At 59.2% G+C, this 20,058-nt stretch carries 15 protein-coding genes; 10 read left to right on the top strand and 5 right to left on the bottom strand.

The window, feature by feature from the left end:
- Positions 1 to 112 precede the first annotated feature (112 nt).
- A complete protein-coding gene (locus AC5Y5O_RS17585; RefSeq protein WP_500026134.1) occupies positions 113 to 343 on the bottom strand; it encodes an MbtH family protein in 231 nt (76 codons plus the stop codon).
- Positions 344 to 1,383: 1,040 nt separating this feature from the next.
- Here AC5Y5O_RS17585 and AC5Y5O_RS17580 point away from each other — a divergent pair.
- The 7 genes from AC5Y5O_RS17580 (at position 1,384) to AC5Y5O_RS17550 (ending at position 11,213) form a co-directional block, all read left to right on the top strand.
- Positions 1,384 to 1,794, top strand: a complete 411-nt coding sequence (locus AC5Y5O_RS17580) for an MmpS family transport accessory protein (protein WP_096291064.1) — start codon at positions 1,384 to 1,386, stop codon at positions 1,792 to 1,794.
- Positions 1,791 to 4,685, top strand: a complete 2,895-nt coding sequence (locus tag AC5Y5O_RS17575) for an MMPL/RND family transporter (protein WP_500026132.1) — start codon at positions 1,791 to 1,793, stop codon at positions 4,683 to 4,685. Before AC5Y5O_RS17580 ends, AC5Y5O_RS17575 begins: the two co-directional genes overlap by 4 nt.
- A gap of 7 nt (positions 4,686 to 4,692) precedes the next feature.
- Positions 4,693 to 7,629 carry an MMPL/RND family transporter gene (locus AC5Y5O_RS17570; RefSeq protein WP_500026129.1) on the top strand — a complete coding sequence of 979 codons (2,937 nt, stop codon included), beginning with the start codon at positions 4,693 to 4,695 and terminating at the stop codon, positions 7,627 to 7,629.
- A gap of 179 nt (positions 7,630 to 7,808) precedes the next feature.
- Entirely contained in the window at positions 7,809 to 8,756 is a 948-nt protein-coding gene (locus AC5Y5O_RS17565; RefSeq protein ID WP_500026127.1) for an ATP-binding cassette domain-containing protein, read from the top strand.
- Positions 8,753 to 9,496, top strand: a complete 744-nt coding sequence (locus AC5Y5O_RS17560) for an ABC transporter permease (protein ID WP_500026125.1) — start codon at positions 8,753 to 8,755, stop codon at positions 9,494 to 9,496. Before AC5Y5O_RS17565 ends, AC5Y5O_RS17560 begins: the two co-directional genes overlap by 4 nt.
- A complete protein-coding gene (locus tag AC5Y5O_RS17555; protein WP_500026123.1) occupies positions 9,493 to 10,284 on the top strand; it encodes an ABC transporter permease in 792 nt (263 codons plus the stop codon). Before AC5Y5O_RS17560 ends, AC5Y5O_RS17555 begins: the two co-directional genes overlap by 4 nt.
- Positions 10,281 to 11,213, top strand: a complete 933-nt coding sequence (locus AC5Y5O_RS17550) for a glycosyltransferase family 2 protein (protein WP_500026121.1) — start codon at positions 10,281 to 10,283, stop codon at positions 11,211 to 11,213. Before AC5Y5O_RS17555 ends, AC5Y5O_RS17550 begins: the two co-directional genes overlap by 4 nt.
- Here the strand turns inward: AC5Y5O_RS17550 and AC5Y5O_RS17545 are convergent.
- The 4 genes from AC5Y5O_RS17545 to gmd form a co-directional block, all read right to left on the bottom strand.
- Positions 11,210 to 11,953 (bottom strand): glycosyltransferase family 2 protein, encoded by a 744-nt coding sequence (locus AC5Y5O_RS17545; protein WP_500026170.1) that lies wholly within the window; start codon positions 11,951 to 11,953, stop codon positions 11,210 to 11,212. The genes AC5Y5O_RS17550 and AC5Y5O_RS17545 overlap by 4 nt on opposite strands.
- Before the next feature lie 64 nt (positions 11,954 to 12,017).
- The gene (locus tag AC5Y5O_RS17540) at positions 12,018 to 12,749 is read right to left on the bottom strand and encodes an FkbM family methyltransferase (RefSeq protein ID WP_500026119.1); all 732 of its coding nucleotides are present in this window, start codon (positions 12,747 to 12,749) and stop codon (positions 12,018 to 12,020) included.
- Between the two features lie 55 nt (positions 12,750 to 12,804).
- On the bottom strand, positions 12,805 to 13,779 hold the full coding sequence (locus AC5Y5O_RS17535; RefSeq protein WP_500026116.1) for a GDP-L-fucose synthase family protein: 975 nt from the start codon (positions 13,777 to 13,779) through the stop codon (positions 12,805 to 12,807).
- A complete protein-coding gene (gmd, locus tag AC5Y5O_RS17530) occupies positions 13,776 to 14,798 on the bottom strand; it encodes a GDP-mannose 4,6-dehydratase (protein WP_500026111.1) in 1,023 nt (340 codons plus the stop codon). Before gmd ends, AC5Y5O_RS17535 begins: the two co-directional genes overlap by 4 nt.
- Positions 14,799 to 15,437: 639 nt before the next feature.
- Here gmd and AC5Y5O_RS17525 point away from each other — a divergent pair.
- From AC5Y5O_RS17525 to AC5Y5O_RS17515, 3 genes are all read left to right on the top strand, one after another.
- Complete coding sequence (locus AC5Y5O_RS17525) at positions 15,438 to 16,316, top strand: class I SAM-dependent methyltransferase (RefSeq protein ID WP_500026109.1); 879 nt, start codon at positions 15,438 to 15,440, stop codon at positions 16,314 to 16,316.
- Positions 16,317 to 16,381: 65 nt separating this feature from the next.
- Positions 16,382 to 17,362 (top strand): methyltransferase type 11, encoded by a 981-nt coding sequence (locus AC5Y5O_RS17520; RefSeq protein WP_500026106.1) that lies wholly within the window; start codon positions 16,382 to 16,384, stop codon positions 17,360 to 17,362.
- Between the two features lie 402 nt (positions 17,363 to 17,764).
- Positions 17,765 to 19,819: an HAD-IIIC family phosphatase gene (locus tag AC5Y5O_RS17515; protein WP_500026101.1), complete on the top strand. Its 2,055-nt coding sequence runs from the start codon at positions 17,765 to 17,767 to the stop codon at positions 19,817 to 19,819.
- The last annotated feature ends 239 nt before the right edge of the window (positions 19,820 to 20,058 follow it).

Below are 20,058 nucleotides of genomic sequence, written 5' to 3'. Positions count from 1 at the left end.
GTTTCCTGCGAGAGCCAAATATCGAGCTGCCCACGCGTCAACGGGTGCGCCCGCTCACCACGTTCCATGTGAGTCCCCCAAGGCTCCACCCGAGTCCCCATACCCAGGCGGTTTACTTATCAAAACTCCGACCCGCTGCCAGCCGCTCGCGCAGACTCTTCGGCCGGATATCCGGCCAGTTCTGCTCGATGTACTCGAGACACGCCGCACGGTCGGCCTCGCCATATGCCACCCGCCATCCAGCGGGAACATCGGCGAAGGTCGGCCACAGGCTGTGTTGCTCCTCGTCATTGACCAACACGAAAAAACTGCCATTATCGTCGTCGAACGGATTAGTGCTCACAGTTCTCCAGGCGTTCTCTCGATATAGGTGGGATCGTTCCAAACCATACTGGAGGCCCACAGGCTCGGTCGGAGGTTTCGACAAAGTTCCTGGTGTGATCTGTTAAGCACTCGTGACACCTGTTGGCAACCCGGTGCCAGGCGCAACGCTCCGACGTTGACACCTTGAAGTGCAGTGACCTGCAGCGACGGTACGGGCTGTCTGCCGACCGCCAAGAGTACGTTACCCACGCTTAGAAAACGACCAAGTTACGCTCTCGTTGCTCGTTAGTTGCCGCGCCGGAATACCGTCGCGCGCCCTCGGCGGTGGACCCGCAGATCAGGGCGGAATCGGCGGCGGGTCGGCCACAGCAAATACCGGCACGGCGCGGTAGCTGCCGGCGCCCACGACCGATGACCCGGCGCGACTACCCCGTTCCGCTTTGCCGCTCAGCCGGATCAGCAGCTGCTGATCCGTTGACGACAAATCGCACGCTCAGACCCCTATGCAAGCCGCGTCGACTTCGTTAGCCGGCCACGCACGCACGTTTGGCGGATCACCACTTCTGCGCGAGATCGCACGGGAATGTAATATGCATCACCATTGCCCGGGACAATGACGCATACAACACCTGCCGGGCGGGCGGATTCCGCGCATTGATAACGTCCTCGTACGCACGCCGTACGAGTAACGATCCCGTACCGGGTTACGAAAGATCTGATGTCGGGACCAATCGCATGGTTTACTCATCAAGACCTGGTTGCACTCGCCGAACGCCGCTCGTTTGAGCTGACCGCCGCAGGTCTGGTGTGGTGCGATCGAGGTTTGGGTAGTGTCCGAGCGGTTGAGGTAAGCGAGTCTGTGAACGGGTTGAAGGGGGTGCGGTGGTCGAGCACGATGTTCGAGCCCGGTCCGACGTCGCCACCGAAGGTAGCCAGGGCGTGAGCCAGCCCCCCGGCCGCTTCGGGCGGTTCGGTCGTCAGTCCGGATCCCAAGCGCCCAACGGTGCTCGGAAAGAAAAGCGGGGCGCGGGGTCCGGGGCGCTCAAGCTTCTTGGGCGGCTGTGGATCCCATTGTTGATCGTCGCGGTACTCACCGCCGGCGGGTTCACGGTGTCGCGGTTGCACGGGATATTCGGTTCCGAGAAGCGCCAGTCCTACGCCGACTCCCGAGTCAAAGACAGCAAGCCGTTCAACCCCAAGCATCTGAAGTACGAGGTGTTCGGTGCGCCGGGTACCGTCGCCGATATCAGCTATTTCGACGTCAACGCCGACCCGCAACACATCAACGGCGTCACCCTCCCGTGGTCGATGGATCTGTCGACCACACTGCCGTCCATCGTGGGAAACGTGGTGGCACAAGGCGATACCGACACCATCGGCTGCCGCATCATCGTTGATGGCACCGTCAAGTCCGAGAAGGTCTCCCATGAGGTGAACGCCTTCACGTACTGCGTGCTGACGGCGGCATGAGCGACGAAAGCATTGGCACGGAGCAGCCCGCGCGAAGCTTCATCGCACGGTCAATCCACCGGTTTTCAATACTCATCATCCTCGGTTGGCTGGGTCTGGCCGTCTTCTTCACTATCGGCGTCCCCCCGCTAGAGGTTGTCGAGCAAGGACACTCGGTATCGCTGAACCCCGTCGACGCACCGTCGTTCAAGGCGATGGCGCGCCTTGGACAGGATTTCAAGGAATCCAATTCCGGGGCCCTGGCGATGATCGTTCTCGAGGGAGACCAACCTCTAGGCCACGATGCCCACCAGTACTACGACGAATTGGTCCGTCGGCTCGAGGCCGACAAGAAGCATGTCCAGCATGTCCAGAACTTCTGGGGAGATCCGGTCACGGCGGCCGCCGCGCAGAGTATCGACGGTAAGGCCGCGTATGTGCAGCTGAACCTCGGCGGCCTTCAGGGAGCATCGGCGGGAGACGAATCCGTCGCGGCAGTGCGCAATATTGTCGCGGAATTGAAGGCGCCGCCGGGCCTCAAGGTCTACGTCACTGGCCCGGCCGCAACCGTCGCCGATATGAACAAGGCGGGTCAGGAGACGGTCACAACCGTCACCCTGGCCAGCCTTTCCGTCATCTTCATAATGTTGCTGCTGGTCTACCGGTCGATCTTCACCGTCATCCTTTTGTTGCTGATGGTCGGGTTGCAGCTGACGGTGGCCCGCGGGATGGTGGCATTTCTCGCGTATCACGGATTTATCGGTCTCACCACTTTCGCCGTCAACCTGCTGGTCGCCGCGGTTATCGCGACTGGTACCGATTATGGAATTTTCTTCGTCGGGCGATATCAGGAGGCACGTCAGGCCGGCGAAGACAAGGAAACCGCCTTCTATACGACTTTCAGCAGTGTCGCCAAGGTCGTCTTGGCTTCCGGCTTGACAATCGCGGGTGCCGTTCTCTGTCTGAGCTTTACCCGGCTGCCCTATTTCCAGCCACTGGGCCTGCCCAACGCGACCGGTATTGCCATCGCCGTCCTGGTTGCGCTAACGCTCGGGCCGGCACTTATCGCGGCAGGAGCGCGTTTCGGACTGTTCGAGCCGAAACGAAAGCTCCAGGTCCGCGGGTGGCGACGAATTGGTACGGCGATCGTGCGCTGGCCCGTGCCGATTTTTATCGCCACATTGGCCGTTGCCCTGGTCGGGCTGCTCACTCTTCCGGGATATAACCCGAGCTACGACGACCAGAAATTTATCCCCGAGGATATCCCCGCCAGCGTCGGAAATGCGGCTGCGGGGCGACATTTCCCCGAATCGCGCATGATGATGCCGGAGATTCTTCTGGTCGAAGCCGACCATGACCTGCGCAATCCTACGGACATGCTGGTGTTGAACCAATTGGCCAAGGGCATCCTCGCGGTCCCCGGGGTTTCCACGGTGCAGAGTGTCACTCGACCCGAGGGAACTCCGCTCGCGCACACCAGCATTCCGTACATCATGAGCATGTCGCAGTCGAACCAGCTGACGAATATGGCGTTCCAAAAGGACCGCATGAACGACATGATGAAGCAGGCCGAAGTAATGGGCGAAATGATCAAGCTGATGCAGCACATGCTTGGGCTGATGAAAGAGCTCACCGCCACGACCCACGACATGGTTGCACGGACGCATGATATTCAGATAACGACCGCAGAGTTGCGGGACCGGGTTTCGAATTTCGAGGACTTCTTCAGGCCACTCCGTAGTTATTTCTACTGGGAAAAGCATTGCTATGATATTCCCGTCTGCTATGCGATTAGGTCTGTTTTCGACGCGGTCGATGGCGTCGACGAAGTCAATGATAAATTCACCCAATTGGTGGCGGACCTCGACAAGCTAGACGTGCTCTTACCGCAGATCCTGATTCAGATTCCGCAGATGATCGAAACCATGCAGAGCATGCGGACCATGATGCTGACAATGCACAGCACCATGGAGGGAACTCTCGGCCAGATGGAAGTGAACGGCGGCCAAAACCCGAACGCAATGGGGCAGGCATTCGACACCTCGAAAAATGACGACAGTTTTTACATTCCGCCGAGCATTATCGACGGGTCCGATACTTTCAAACGGGTCATGAAGATCTTTCTGTCACCGGACGGAAAGAACGCCCGCATGCTGATTGCGCAAAAGGGCGACCCGGCAACCCCCGAGGGGCTTTCCCGCGTCGAACCGATCAGGACTGCCGCCGAGGAAGCGCTGAAGGGCACCCCCCTGGAAGACTCGAAGGTTTATCTCACCGGAACCGCAGCGGTGGTCAAGGACTTGGTCGAGGGAGCCCAATACGATCTCTTGATCGCCGGGGTCGCCGCGCTCTGCCTTATTTTCATCATCATGCTGATCATGACGCGGAGTTTTCTCGCCGCGCTGGTCATCGTCGGCACCGTGTTGATATCGCTTGGCGCGTCTTTCGGGATGTCCATTCTGGTTTGGCAGTATTTGCTTGGGCTGCAAATTCACTGGACCGTTCTTTCTATGTCGGTGATCGTGCTGTTGGCGGTGGGGTCTGACTACAACTTGCTGCTGGTTTCCCGGATGAAAGAGGAATTGGCGGCCGGCATCCACACCGGCATAATCCGAGCCATGGCCGGTACCGGCAAGGTGGTCACCAACGCGGGCCTGGTGTTCGCATTCACGATGGCTTCCATGGCGGTCAGCGACTTGCGCAGCATCGCCCAGCTGGGCACCACGATCGGGATGGGCCTGCTTTTCGACACCTTGGTGGTGCGCGCCTTCATGACACCCGCGGTCGCGGCGATGCTGGGACGCTGGTTCTGGTGGCCGCAACAAGTACGCACCCGCCCGGCAAGTCAAATGCTGCGCCCGTTGGGACCGCGGCCATTAGTGCGCTCGTTATTGCTGAAAGAAACGCGGTGAGGCGCGCATGACCACAGAACCGATCGCTACCCAACGCGCCGAGGCTCCCGTCCAAAAGCCGTTCGCAGCTCGGGCGCTACGCAGTTTGTCGCTGTTTATCCTGCTGGGCTGGGTGGCGCTGACGCTGCTGGTGACCTTCGCGGTTCCCTCGCTGGAGCGGGTGGGCCGGGAGCACTCGGTGCCCCTGGCGCCGCAAGACGCGCCGGCGGTTCAGGCCATGATGCGGATGGGCAAGGTCTTCAAGGAGTCCGACTCGGATAGCTTCGTGATGCTCGTGATCGAAGGGCAGAACGAGCTCGGGGACAGCGCGCACAAGTACTACGACAAGTTGATGCGGCTGTTGAAGGCCGATACGAAACATGTTGAGCACGTTCAGGATCTGTGGGGCGACCGGCTCACCGCGGCAGGTGCGCAGAGTGCCGACAGTAAGGCCGTATACGTCCAGATGAATCTGGCCGGCAATCAGGGCACGACGCAGGGCCAGGACTCGATCGCCGCTGTCCGGGACATCATTGCGAAGAATCCGCCCCCTCAGGGGATCAAGGCCTATGTCACCGGCCCGTCTGCGCTGTTCTCGGACATGCAAGAGGCCGGTGACAGATCGATTCTGAAGATGACCGCGGTCGGCGCGGCGATCATTTTCGTGGTGCTGCTGTTTGTCTATCGGTCAATCATCACGGTGATTCTGTTGTTGATCACGGTCGGGGTCGAGGTACTCGCCGCCCGCGGAATCGTCGCGTTTCTCGGCGATCACAGCCTCGTGCAGCTGTCGACATTTGCCGTCAACCTGCTGGTGGCCCTTGCGATGGCGGCCGGAACCGACTACGGGATCTTCTTCTTCGGCCGCTATCAAGAGGCGCGTCAGGCCGGCGAAGATCGAGAAACCGCCTACTACAACACCTTCCGCGGGGTCGTCCCCGTCGTCTTGGGCTCCGGTTTGACGATCGCCGGCGCCATGTTGTGCCTCAGCTTTACCCGGATGCCGATTTTCCAGACCATGGGCGTGCCGTGTGCGATCGGCCTGGTCGTCTCCGTCGTGATCGCGCTGACATTGGTTCCGGCGGTCCTGACCCTCGGCGGTCGGTTCGGGTTGCTCGATCCCACCCGAGCGATCCGGTTCGGTCGGTGGCGCCGGATCGGCACGGCAATTGTCCGCTGGCCAGTACCCATCCTGGTCGCGACCATCGCGGTCGCGCTGGTCGGATTGGTCACGCTGCCGGGCTATCAGACCAGCTACAACAACCGGCTCTACATGCCCGACGACATCCCCGCGAATATCGGCTATGCTGCGGCCGACCGGCACTTCTCGCAAGCGCGGATGCTGCCCGAAATTCTGATGATCGAATCCGATCACGATATGCGCAACCCGGCCGACTTCATCGTGCTACATCGGCTGGCCAGGGCCATATTCAAAGTGCCCGGCATCGCCCGGGTTCAGGGCATAACGCGGCCCGAGGGCACGCCGATCGAGCACACCTCGATACCCTTCATGCTGGCCATGCAAAACTCGGCTCAGACGCAAAACATCAAGTACATGAAGGCCCGCATGGACGACTTGCTCGAGCAGGTCCACATGATGGACATACAGATGGCCTCGATAAAGCGGATTTATGAATTTCAGAAGGAACTGACTAGGCTTACCCACGAGTCGATCACGAAGACCTACGAGATGACCGATCTCTTGCATGATTTGAGAGATAAATTTGCCGATTTTGAAGATTTTCTCAGACCGATCAAAAGCTATTTTTACTGGGAAAAGCATTGCTATGACATCCCGATTTGCTTTGCGTTGCGGTCTATTTTCGACACTCTGGATGGGATCGATGAGCTGAGCGATAAACTCGGCGATCTGCTGATCGACCTACACAAAATGGATGTGCTGCTGCCGCAGCTGCTTGAGCAGTACCCGCAGCTGATTGCATCCTTGCAGTTCTTCAAGACGACCACGCTAACGATGCACAGCACGATGTCCGGAATCATCGGCCAGGTGGATGTCGACAACAAGGACGCAACCACCATGGGTCAGGCGTTCGACAACTCCAGGAACGACGATTCCTTCTATCTGCCTCCGGAAATCTTTAAGAATGCGGACTTCCAGAAGGCGATGAATCAATTCCTGTCACCCGACGGGAAAGCGGCGCGGTTCATCATTTCCCACAAAGGTGACCCGGCGACGCCGGAAAGCGTGGACCGGGTCGACAAGATCAAGACGGCGGCCGAGGAGGCCCTCAAGACGACGCCGCTGGAAGACGCCAAGATCTATCTCGCCGGTACCGCGTCGACCTTCAAGGACTTCAAAGACGGTTCGAAATTCGATCTTTTGATCGCGGGAATTGGCGCGCTATGTCTGATTTTCACGATCATGCTGATCATCACCCGCAGTTTTGTGGCCGCGATGGTCATCGTGGGTACCGTGGCTCTTTCGCTGGGCTCGTCGTTTGGGCTTTCGGTGCTGATCTGGCAGTACATCCTTGGCATCAAGCTGTACTGGATGGTCCTGCCCATGTCGGTGATCGTGCTGCTGGCGGTCGGATCTGACTACAACTTGCTGCTGGTATCCCGCATGAAAGAAGAAATTGGCGCCGGTATCAACACCGGCATCATTCGGGCAATGGGCGGTACCGGCAAGGTCGTGACGAACGCCGGTCTGGTGTTCGCATTCACGATGGCCTCGATGGCGTCCAGCGATTTGCGGATCATCGGCCAGGTCGGTACGACGATCGGTCTGGGCCTGATGTTCGACACCCTGATCGTGCGGTCGTTCATGACTCCCACCATCGCCGCGCTACTTGGACGTTGGTTCTGGTGGCCACAAGTGGTCCGCCCGCGCCCATCCAGTTCCATGCTGCGGCCCGAAGGGCCCCGCCCACTGGTGCGCGCTTTGCTGGGCCAAGAGCACCCCGACGATGCGTCTACTGCCGAGATCCCGAGGCAATCGGTCTAGATGCGCCCGGCGGCGATCAGGCGAGCAACGAGTACCGGCGCGCCAGCGCTCGTCCCGTCGAGTGTGCCGACGATCGCTCACATGCTTGCCAATAGCGTTGACAGAAAAGTAATCAGAACCTCGTCGGCTACCGTCGATACTGCCAACACGCCGGCATCCACCATGGAATACTTCCTAAGGTGAGTTCACTGGCGATCGAAGTTGACGGTCTCACCAAGACATTCGGGCGGAAGACGTCCGCTCTAAGCGGCGTCAGCTTCTCGGTTGCGGCCGGCACGGTATGCGGTTTGCTCGGACACAATGGCGCGGGCAAGACAACAACGATCAACATTTTGTCCACGCTGATTCCACCGACTTCGGGCCGCGCCGTTGTCGCGGGATACGACATCGCTCGTCAGCCTGCCGAAGTGCGTGCAAGCATCGCGACGACTGGGCAATTCATCAGTCTCGACCCGCTACTCACCGGCCGGGAGAACCTGGTGTTATTCGGGAGGTTACGAGGCTTGGGTCGCCGCCAAGCCAAGGCTCGCGCGGACGAGCTGATCGAACGGTTCAATATGGTCGCCGCCGCGGACCGGGGTGTGGCAACCTATTCCGGAGGCATGCAGCGGCGCGTCGATTTGGCCTCCGCGCTGATGGTGCTGCCAGAAGTGCTATTTCTCGACGAGCCGACCGCCGGTCTTGACCCGCGCAGTCGCCGCGACGTTTGGGGACTCGTGAGTTCGTTAGCGGCGCAAGGCATTACGATCTTGCTGACCACGCAGTACCTGGAGGAGGCGGATCTGCTGAGCGACTCGATCGTAGTCATCGACCACGGTCAGGTGATCGCAAGCGGCACCGCGGAAGACCTTAAGAGCCGGGTTGGGGCGAGCTATTGCCAAGTGAGTCCGGCCAATCCGGCCGACTTGCCGCAAGTCGCCGCTGCGCTGACGGGGCTCGATGGGGTCGATGTTGACGGCGACACAAACTCGGTGTCCGTGGTCGCCCCTGGTGGGGTTGCCACGTTGGCCGATGTGTTTCGCCGCGTCGACGCGCTGGGCATCGAACTTGCCGACATCTCGCTTCGCAAACCCTCACTGGATGAGGCATTCCTGCATATCACCGAGCGTGCCGTCGCCCCGTCATGAGCGCGCTGGCCGCCCTCACAGAACGTTCGCTGATGTCGTCGGCGCGCGACGGCGAGATGATCTTCGAGATCGTTTCACCGGTCGGCTATTTGGCGGGCTTCAGCGTGGCGCTGCACGGCCTCATCGACACCGGCCGCGTGAGCTATTCGCAGTATCTGGTTCCCGCCGTGGTCGCCCAGGCGATGATCTTTGTGGGACTGCTCACCGCCGACCGCGCGGTGCGTGACCGCTTGACCGGACTCGGCGAACGGTTGCGGACGTTGCCGATCACAGCGGCGGCCCCGGTAACCGCTCGCATGGCGGCCACGATGGTCCGGGCCTCGCTGGCACTTGCGGTTTCGATGGGCGCCGGCTTCGCGTTCGGATTCCGAATGACCGGTGGATTGCTCTACGCGATAGTGTTCGTCCTCATCTCATTACTTTTGTGCTTGGCAGTCGGTCTCGGCGCCGACGCGTTAGGATCCAGTTCCAAAAGTCTGCAGGGAGCTAGTTATGCCCTGTTCGTACCGCAGCTGCTGCTGTTCATGTTGTCCACCGGAATCGCCCCCGAGAAAACGTTTCCGGGTTGGTTGCGCCCGTTGGTGCGCAACCAACCCGTGTCCCAGGTCGCCGAAACGCTGCGCGGGCTAGGCAGCGGGTACTTGCTGATGAGCAACCTGCTGACCAGCTTGGCCTGGTGTGTGGGAATGGTGCTGGTGTTCGGCGCGATAACGCTCCGCATGCAGAGGCGCAGCTTATGACCTCGCAATCCACGCAACATGGCTCGTTGCTCGTCGAGAGCTGGTTGGAGGCCGGGCGGCACCTGATCCGGTGGCGGCGTGACCGAGCCGTGCTGATGGGTTCACTTCTGTTCCCCATTTTCCTGTTGCTCCTCTACCAAATCGTGTTGGGCGAGCAGCTGCACCGAGCTACCGGGGTGGAGAGCATTTACGGTCTGGTTCCGTTCTGCGCGGTGTTGTCCGCGCTGTTCGGATCCCTCGGCAACGCGGTCGGCATCACGATGGACCGCCAGGCGGGGCTGCTCACCCGGATGTGGGTGCTTCCGGTCCACCGGGCAAGCGCGCTCACCGGCCGGCTCGTCGCGGAGGCCACGCGGGCGCTCCTCGGTACACTGCTAATAACGTTGCTCGGGGTGTTCCTGGGCCTGCGCTTCACGCACGGCTGGGCCACGGTGCTGCTATACGTTCTGATCCCTTCGATCATGGTCGTCGGATACACGACGCTGCTGATGGCGCTCGTCATCCGGACGAATGGCCGCACCATCATGACCTGGCTGGTGGGCGGCACCGTCACGCTGGCCTTCGTCAACCCCGCAACCACTCCGATACAGTCTTTCCCGAAGTCGCTTCAGCCGTTGATCCACATTCAACCGCTCTCGCCGCCCATTGAGACGATGCGGTCGCTGGCTTACGGCGGGCCAATTTTATTGCCCCTGGCCATGACCTTCCTCTGGGCCATCGTGTTGGTCGCAGTGTTCGCTCCTCTCGCCATACGCGGTTATCGGCGCGCGGCAGAGTCCAGCGCGTGACACTCGTCTCGGTGTGTGTGCCGATGTACAACAACGGCGCGACCATCGAGCGCTGTCTGCGCAGCATCCTCGACCAGGATGGGGTCGAGTTCGAGATCGTGGTGGTTGATGACCAGTCGACCGACGGCGGAGCGGAACGTGTCGCATCGCTGCTGCGGCCGGGAGACCGGCTGGTACGCAACGAGACTCGTCTCGGCCTCAACGAAAACCACAACGCCTGCTTAAGTCTCGCGCGCGGCGAGTTAATCCAGTTCGTCCACGGAGACGACTGGTTGCTTCCGGGAGGCCTGCAGATACTCGCCCGGCGCTTCGACGATCCCACTGTCGGACTCGCGTTCGCGCCGCGGCGGGTGGTTAGCGACAATGTTCCGTCGGGATTTCGGCAGGGCGTACCGAACACTCTGCACAACCATTTTGCCAAGCTACGGGAGCGCAACACCGGATCGTCGTTGGTTATGCAGATAGTGGGCATCTATGGCGCAAGTGCCAATTTGATCGGTGAACCGACCTGTGTGATGTTTCGCCGCCATACGGCGATCGAGGCAGGTGGTTTCCGCAACGACATTCATCAGACGGTCGACTTAGATTTCTGGCTGCGCTTAATGCTTCGATCAACGGTGTGCTTTGTGCCACAAGAACTCTCGGTGCGATACCACACGGCGGGCACGGAGACGGCGAATATCAAGGGCGCTCATCGCCACTGGCTCGACCAGCTACGCATCCTAACGTGGATGATCGTCGATCCCGCTGCTAGCAATGCGATTCGGATCATCGCGATACCATGGTGGTTGGCAAGATGGTTGACGCTGCTCGTGAGCGTCACAGCGTTGGGACCAGAACGGCAGTCGCGGTTGTGGACCCTGATGCGTGCTCCCGTCGACGAGTTCGCCCGAGCGCGCCGGTTCCGCGACCGGCTAACCTGGGTCTAGGGCTCGCGGACCGCGGTACTGCCCCACCGCAATTCCAATGTCCGCCCAGGGATTAGGCGAGCCCTGAAAACATATAGCGAAGAATTCGGTAGCCGCTTCTTGAACTCTTTGTCTTCCTTTGCACTGACTCCCGAGATGTCGTTGTACCGCGCGATAACGATATCCATGTAACGTGTGACGAGCGCCGGGTTTGAGAAGCAGCGAATATTGAAATCCCAGTCGGCCCAGACGGGATAGCGCAGATTGAACGGGCCGATCCCGGCGAACAGCTCGCGCCGGTAGAAAATCGCCTGCTGGCATATGTTCTCTTCGAATACCAGGCGGTCGAGGTCGAATGCTCCCGCTTGACGCGAAGAGTTAGAGCGCATGATCACGTCGCCGTATACCAGATCACTGTGCTCGTGTTCGGTGATGAAGGCGTTCACCGTGGCCAGGGTATCCGCGTCGTACAGGGCGTCGTCAGCTCCCAGAAACAGCAACCACTCCCCCGTCGCCATACCGACTCCACGGTTCATGGCGTCGTAGACACCCTGGTCGGGGCCGGAATGGATGACCAAGCGGGGGTCCAGTCGCGGGGTAAAGCTTTTGGCGATGTCGAGAGTTCCGTCCGTCGAGCCACCGTCGACGAGCACCACCTCGAAGTTGCTGTACGACTGGCTGACGACGCTCTCCACGCAGGCATTCAGCGTCACCGCCACGTTGAACGTTGGAATGATGATGGAAAACGTCGGCGCAGTCATGGCGTCAGTCACGTTAGCAGCGTCCTGTCCGACTTCGATGCCGCGCCGTATAGGCGGTCCTTGGTCACTCGTCTTCCCGGAAGAAAATCCCATCGGCCTGTAAGAGTCGACCGTCACGCGGGTCCCGAAAACCCGGCTGCAATTCGGTCAGCGTGAAACCCAGAGAATGCGTCAGCTCGAGCGCCTCGCGGATGAGCATACCGCCGTCATATAAAGGGACGAAAGATAATTCGAGCTGGATACCGGCCACGCGTTCACTCACCAACGATGTAGCACCGGCAAGCACTTGCCGTTCGAAACCCTGAACGTCAATCTTGAGAAAAATCGATTCGGCCGGCCCCAGAAGTTCCGGCGCAACGGAGTCAAGTCGTCGGATCGACACTTCTTCAACGTCAACATAATTCGCGGGCGGAAACGCGTCTTGATGGCGTTTCAGCATCGGCAGTACCGAGCTGCTTGCACCGGCGTTGCCTGCGACATTTATCGAAATTGTCCCGTCGGCGTCCCCTAACGCACACTGTCGGCAATCCCACGCCGGATCCCGTGATGCGTTGCGCTCCAGCAGCGAAAAAGGTCCGGATAGTGGCTCGAAGGAGACGATACGGCCCTTGTACGCAGCCTTGCGGAGGTCGGCCGCATACTGTCCGGAGTTTGCACCAACATCGAAAACCGTATCAATCCGACGCGATTCGAGTTGCTTGACGAACTGCCGCTTCCACCCGCTTTCGGAATAGGGAAACGACACTTCAAATGTAGTATTGCGCGCGATCGATCCACCAGGGCGGAACAAACTCATCGCGTCACGCTAACACGCGACAATCCTCGTCCGCCGCTGTCAGTGTCGCAGCCGTTCACTGGCGCACCGCCGCAGCGTTGGCCCGATACCACGCCACCGTTGCCTCGATGCCGTCCCGCAGCTCTATTCGGGGCAGCCATCCTGCCTGGCGCAAGCTCGACACATCCAGAAGTTTGCGGGGTGTCCCGTCTGGTTTCGTTGCATCCCAGCGTGTTTCGCCGGTGTAGCCCACCGCTGCAGCGACCATATCGGCGATCTCGCCGATGGTGTGGTCGATCCCGGTTCCGACATTCACGTGGACCGGACCGTCGAAGTGCTCCAATAGATGCAGGCATGCGCTTGCCAGGTCATCGGCATGCAGCAGCTCACGCCGCGGTGTTCCGGTGCCCCAGTTCGTCACGTACGGGAGAGCGCTAGATTTGGCCTCCTCATACCTGCGGATGAGCGCTGGCAGCAAGTGCGAATTCGAAGGGGAAAAATTGTCTCCCGGTCCATACAGATTGGTCGGCATCGCCGAGATCCACGCCAGGCCGTATTGACGCCTGACCGCCCGGACCTGAAGGATGCCGGCGATCTTCGCGATCGCATAGGCATCGTTTGTCGGCTCAAGCGGGCCCGTCAGCAGCGAGCTCTCGTGGATGGGTTGCGGCGCGAATTTTGGGTATATGCACGAAGATCCGAGGAACAGCAACCGAGGTACGCGTGCGGCCAAGGCCGCATCGAGCAAATTGACCTGGATCTGCAGGTTTTCAGATAAGAAGTCGGCCGGATACGAGTTGTTGGCCATGATGCCCCCGACCCGGGCCGCAGCGTCAATAACGACGTGCGGCTTAGTCTCAAGCAGGAAGTCGAACGTCGAGGAACGATCCGTCAGGTCGAGTTCGCTGTGTGACCGTACAACGAGGTTGGTAAAGCCCTCTGATTCAAACTTGCGCAGCAACGCGGAACCGACCAGGCCGCGATGCCCAGCGATGTACACGGGCAGTGTGCGGTCAAGCACGCCGACCGACGCCTGCGCATTCTCGCTCACGTCCAACCCATGACGGTCGGTCTGTCGATCCACGGCTGGCCATCGCATTCCAGCGCCGTTATATCGGCGTCGACCATGATCTGTGCGAGTTCGCCGGTATGCACCGTCGCCTTCCAACCGAGCGATTCGGCCGCCTTCGTCGCATCGCCTATCAGCGAATCCACTTCGGTGGGGCGCAGGTAGCGGTCGTCGAATTTCACATGCTTCTGCCAGTCGAGTCCAGCGTGTTCGAATGCGGCCTGGGCAAACTCCCGCACCGCGTATCCGCGACCCGTTGCCAAAACGAAGTCGTCCGGTTCTGGGGCCTGTAGCATACGCCACATCCCCTCCACGTACTCGGGTGCGTATCCCCAGTCCCGGACCGCATCGAGATTGCCCATGTAGAGATCTGACTGGACGCCGGCTTTAATACGAGCCACCGCTCGAGTGATCTTTCGGGTCACGAAAGTTTCTCCACGCCTTGGTGATTCGTGATTGAACAAAATACCGTTCACCGCGAATAAACCGTACGCTTCGCGGTAGTTGCGCGTCGCCCAGTAGGAGTAGACCTTCGCCGCGCCGTAGGGTGACCGAGGATAAAACGGCGTCTGCTCATCCTGCGGCGGCGGTGATGCGCCGAACATCTCTGACGAGGATGCCTGATAGTAGCGGCAATCCACCCTGGAAAGGCGAACAGCCTCAAGTAGTCGGATCGACCCCATGCCGGTGGTGTCGCCGGTGTGGACGGGTTCATCGAAGCTCACGCGCACGTGGGACTGCGCCGCCAGGTTGTACACCTCGTCAGGATCGATGGTGCTCAGCAGGGTGACCAGACGGGTGCCGTCACTGAGGTCTCCGTAGTGCAAAAACAGTCGTGCAGCCGGTTGGTGTGGATCGATGTAGAGGTGATCGATTCGAGAGGTGTTGAACGTCGAGGCCCGGCGGATCAACCCGTGGACTTCGTATCCCTTGCGCAGCAGCAGCTCTGCGAGATATGAGCCATCCTGACCGGTGATGCCCGTGATCAGCGCTCGCTTCACCAAATCCCCACCTTTGCAAATGGATGCTCGCAAAGACACCCTGGGCTCAGCATCATCGCAGGTGTCACACTCCTCGTCGTACGCAGCAGCAGGGCGTTGTACCGGTTAATGGTAGACGGAGCAGCAACCGCCAGTTGCGTGGATCGACCGCGGTCAGTCTCCAGAGACTCGGCGCAGGACCCTCGCGCCGCAACGAGATCTCCCTAGACGCGTTAGGAAGCGATCATCGCAATCAGCTAGATAGTTCGATGCCTTCGCTGCTTCCGCAACACTCGGATTGGCATCTGTTGATTCAAACCGGGCCCTAAATTGAGTAGGGTCGAGTACCTTGAACGACACCACGGCGCACCCAGATCGAGGCCCTGGATGCCGACCGATTAACCGACGCACGGATGGGAGCGGTTTTGACCGACCGCGACATGCGATTACCGCACCGCGACCTGATGTGGGGCGCACGAAGCTTGGGCTCGATAAAGCAGCTGCTACACGGTGGGCGCCTCCCCATCTCCTTAAAACGCGCCTCGCACCAGCGCGCAGGCGGTACGGCTACGGGCGTAGGCAATGATGACTAAAGGCATATCTCAATGCGTTCAGAAGTATTGGGGGAAACGAAATACGGTCCCCGGGGCGTTTTGGGACATGGACTTTCTGTTGTTCGATCAGATCTTCACTATGCAGCTCCAACACGATATTCGGGGTGATTTGCTTGAAATCGGAGCCTTGTATGGCAAGAGTGCTATCGTTTTGGGCTGCCACGCGCGGTTGGAAGAAAAAGTAATTATTTGCGATATCTTTAACGACACGGAGGGCGCCGCCGAGAATATCGCGGAGAACGCACAAACTTACGGCGGCCTCACTCGCGGAAAGTTCGAAGAGAACTATTCCCGATGGGTGGCTCGTCCGCCGGTCGTGCTCGCGGAACTATCTGAGCATCTGATTGACAGGATTGAGGCTCAAACGCTTCGTTTTGTGCACATAGACGGCAGCCATCTGTACAACGTCGTACGTCAAGATATTGCTGACACTCGCGGCCTCATGGCCGAAAATGGCGTGGTGGTGATGGACGACTTCAGGGCTATACACACACCGGGTGTGGCCGCGGCCGTATGGGGGGCCGTATCCAAGCACGGGCTAATACCCATATGTATTTCCGAACAAAAATTTTATGGTGCTTGGAATCCAGAGACGGCGCGATCGACCAGAGAGCATCTGACGCGCTGGGTCGCTTCCCAGAGCGAAGCCATCAATTATGGGGTCCAAGACGTCGCGGGGACGAGCATTCTCGTCATTCAAAACCCTCCTCCCCTTGGCGGAAAATCACAAATCGTCATTAAGATTCCGAATCCATGGACACCCATAACGATTGTCTTGGCGATTCCGGCTTTCTGGCGTCGGCACTTCGCAGCTCCAAGGCTGAGGGACGTGCTCGCATATGCCTGGATACGTCATCATTTGGGAAGCCGGCCCGTCGTCACACCTGACAACCAAGACGTGTCGATTCATTCACGACACAAATAATATCAACCTGATGGAGCTGTCCATATTTCACTGTCCCTCCGGCTCCCCCTCGCAAGGACACAACCGTGACATCAACTCCACCGGTCATCTTCATCATCTTTAACCGGACGGACACCACTCGGAAGGTCTTTGAGATGATCAGGACTGCGCAGCCGAGCAAACTGTTGGTGATCGCCGACGGACCTCGTGAAGACGTGCCTGGCGAGGCTGAGAGGTGCGCCGCCACACGCGCTATCATCGACGACGTCGATTGGGAATGTGAAGTTCACAAGAACTTCTCTGAGACCAACATGACCATCCGTCTCCGCATTTCCTCCGGATTAGCTTGGGCCTTCGAACTTGTCGACAGAGCCGTCGTGCTCGAACACGACTGCCTGCCGTCACTATCATTCTTTCGCTACTGCGCCGATCTTCTTGACCGCTACGAGAATGATGAGCGAGTCATGATGATCTCCGGGCAGAATCATCTGTTTGGACAGGCTGAAATATCAGATAGTTACTATTTCTCAAGATATGCCCACGTGATGTGGGGATGGGCAACCTGGCGACGCGCCTGGGAAAAATATGATCTCAACATGACACGCTGGCCGGACATCAGAGACCGGAAGCTGTTCGATCAATACTTCAATAAGACTAGGGAACGCTATTATTGGGAATCCATCTTCGAGATGATGTATGAAGGCGGTCGGATTGATACCTGGGACTATCAGTGGTTCTATAGCATGTGGGAGAATTCAGGTCTCTGCATAACTCCAGCCCGAAATTTGGTCCTAAATATCGGCATCGACGCCGAAGCGACTCACACTAACACAAAATATGATCGAATCTATTCCACTCTGCAGGCAGGGCAGATAGACACACCCCTTGCGCACCCCGCGAACGTTCTGGCGAACTCTGACCATGACGAGCTCGAAGCAAAACTTCGCTTTGCCTACCACACCAAAGGAATGCTGGGCTTCTTTTTCAGATTGCTTGCAGTCAAAGTGTTAATTAGAAGGGTAAGAAAGCGCGCCAGAGCTGCCAGGCCTGCTACGCGCGAAGGCTGACGCGGAGGGTCCGAACGGCGCCTCGGGGGCTCACGCCTGCGCATACGGTTGCGCCGCCGTCGAGTCGGATGGGTAACTTGGGTCAGTTTTGCGAATCAGGCAAGCCGCTGACATCGCAGACCCCCGCATCACCAAGATGCGGCTCGAAGTAATCTCAGCGCCGGGACTCCTGCGTACCAACTTCATCCATTGGCCAGATAGATGTGCCCCCCGGTTTCCGCCGCATAGCCGAACTCCCGACAAAATCTTCGTATTCGCGGTACAGCGAGACCTGCATCTCGGTGTAATACTTCTCGAGGCCTTCGGCACACTGATCGGCTCAGCGGTCCTTCCCTTTGCCAATGTGCCGAATGCACCCCCTGAGTGAGGCTATGCTGCGAGCCAAACGACACCGGAGATAGCATGCAGGAAGACCATCAAGCCGCCGATCCGCGTCGCGCGGGTAGTCGTTTCTCCCGGTTTCCCGGAGACCGGACGCCACCTGTCCTGGGTGCAATACGCAGACGTTGGATCATGCACGCCTTCAACCAAAGACACCGCCTTCCGGATACGCCCCGCGGGCATCGGATCCACGAGTTCCTAGCCCGTCAAGCCAGCGTGGTTCAGGCCGCAGACATGGCGGTGGCGAGGGAGGCAGTCGAGCCGATAGATATTTCGACCTACTTGTTCCCCAACGACTTGCAGGTAACCGATGTCCCGCTGAAAAGAATGCTACTGATCGGCGCGTGCCTCAGCGAGGAATACCGAAACCGCTTCCGCGAACTCGACCCGGAGCTCAAGGTCGATTACATCCCGATGAACAATCTTCAGCAACTGCCGGCACTGGACGCGGCCCAAGTCGATGGCTACCAGCTGCAGTACATCCAAATCTCGCTGCGGGAGGTGCTGACTGACCGAATCGTTCGCATTTTCGATATCGATCGCGCACAAGGCTTTGGCGCGATCCTGGAGGACTCGCGCGCAATATTGGCCGCGATGCTCGACGCTGCGATGGCCTACAACGTGCAGCACGGGCTACTAACGCTGGTCGCCAATTTCTTTGTGCCCCAAGGTCACGCGGCGCCCAGCCTAGCCGGCATCGGGGGCGAGGCCGACCTAACTGCATTGATCACGGAATTGAACAAGACACTCGCACAGCTGGTTCGCAACTACAAAAACACCTACGTGGCGGACGTAAACAGCCTGGCGAACTCGTACGGCAAACGCAACTTCCTCGACGACATCGTCTATTTCTACAGCCACGGCTCCGTACTCGGCAGTCATGCGGTGCTCAACGAGGAGTGGGCGCAGCACGATAACTGGCCGGTGTGGTCGGCACCGGACTGCGCGCGTGTCGAGCCGGTGCCAGACCTGGCCGAGTTCTATCAGCTGCAAACGAAGCCGTTCTTGAGATTGGTGCTCGACCAGATCCGCTATCTATATCGGGTCGCGCAGCAAGTCGACCAGGTCAAAATTGTCATCTTTGACCTCGATAACACCTTGTGGCGCGGGCAGATCGCCGAGCACTACGAGACTGGGCGCCAGTGGCCGGACTTACACAACTGGCCGGTGGGCATGTGGGAGACCGTGCATTACCTGCGGCGGCGCGGCATCATGGTGTCGCTGTGTTCGAAAAACGACGAGAGCGTGGTGCAGGATAGGTGGTCGCGCGCAGTCGGCCTGCCGTGGCTCTCGTTGGACGACTTCATAGCACCCAAGATCAACTGGGCCCCCAAGTCGGAAAACGTGCGGGCCATCCTGTCGGAGTTGCATCTGACTGCCAAGAGCGCGCTGTTCGTCGACGACAATCCGGTCGAGCGCAGCGAAGTGTTGGGTGGTGTGCCGGGCATCCGCGCGATTGGCAGCAACCCGTTCGTGACCCGCCGAATTCTGTTGTGGGCGGCCGAAACGCAGCGCAGCGTCATGACCGACGAATCGATGAAACGCGAGTCCTCCTATCGGGGCATCCTTGCAAGTAATGCGGAGATGGCATCGATGGATCGCGAGTCCTTCCTGAAAAATCTGCAAGTTCGCAGCCAACTCGATCACATCACCGAAATCGACTCACCGTTGTTGCCGCGTGTCTTGGAACTGGCGAACAAGACCACGCAATTCAATACAACCGGCTTGAAGTGGACCTTGCCGGAACTGGTCACGTTCATCGAGAACAAGGGCGACGTGTTCGCCTTGAGCGTGCAGGACAAGTTTGCCGATTACGGCTTGGTCGGCGCGATTTTCGTTAGCGGTGGCATCATACGGCAGTTCGTGATGAGCTGTCGTGTGCTCGGCAAGGATGTCGAAGTAAATGCGTTGAAGCAGATCCTGCAACTTGTGCGCTACCAGGACGAAGGAGCTTTTATCTTCGGCATGGTGCTGCCAACGGAGGTCAATGGGCCATGCCAAGATATTTTCCTGCGCTCGGGTTTTCAACCGACGGACAAAGCTGACACCTTCGCGATCCCGAAGGACACGCTCTAGGAAGCCGCCGGGCCGATTCATCTGCGTCCACGTCTGCTGCGCGTAAGGTGCTGTGCGACGCGCAGTTCGCGGGCGCGGCCAGCGTTTGAGTGTCAGTGTGGATGCGCAGCAATCGGCGGGAGTGCGGAGTCGGTTACCACTCCGCCGCAGTGAGGACTATTGCAGCATTGCCGATCCGTGCGCACTGTTGGTGACGTGTTCACCATGCGTTTCACCTCTAGATAGTGCGCAGACCGAAA

This window comes from Mycobacterium sp. NGS40, from assembly GCF_059812735.1.
This window is presented reverse-complemented; position numbering and strand designations above follow the sequence as displayed.